Annotated in this window: 1 protein-coding gene; it reads left to right on the forward strand. The window is 70.6% G+C overall.

Annotated features, from left to right (window positions below; genetic code table 11):
- Positions 1-269: hypothetical protein (locus R0J87_RS20790; protein ID WP_498888631.1), on the forward strand; the 269-nt coding region annotated here is incomplete at both ends.

Raw genomic sequence — 269 nt, forward strand, 5'->3', positions numbered from 1 at the left:
TCACCGTCGGCGCCCCGGTTCTGACTCTCATCAACGACGACGACCTCGAGCTGGAGACTGACGTGCCCACCCGCATGATCTCCGGGCTGGAGCCGGGGCGGGTCGTCGAGATGTCGCTGTCCGAGGGCGGGCCGCGATATGACGCCATCGTGCGTGCCCGCGTGCCGGAGGAGAACGCGCTGACCAAGACGCGCCTCGTCCGCTTCGTCCCCGGCATGCCGGACGCGGTGCTGAAGCGTCCGCTCGCGGCCGGCCAGACCGTCACGCTG

Source organism: Halomonas sp. SIMBA_159 (assembly GCF_046536035.1).
Taxonomy (GTDB): Bacteria; Pseudomonadota; Gammaproteobacteria; order Pseudomonadales; family Halomonadaceae; genus Vreelandella; species Vreelandella venusta_A.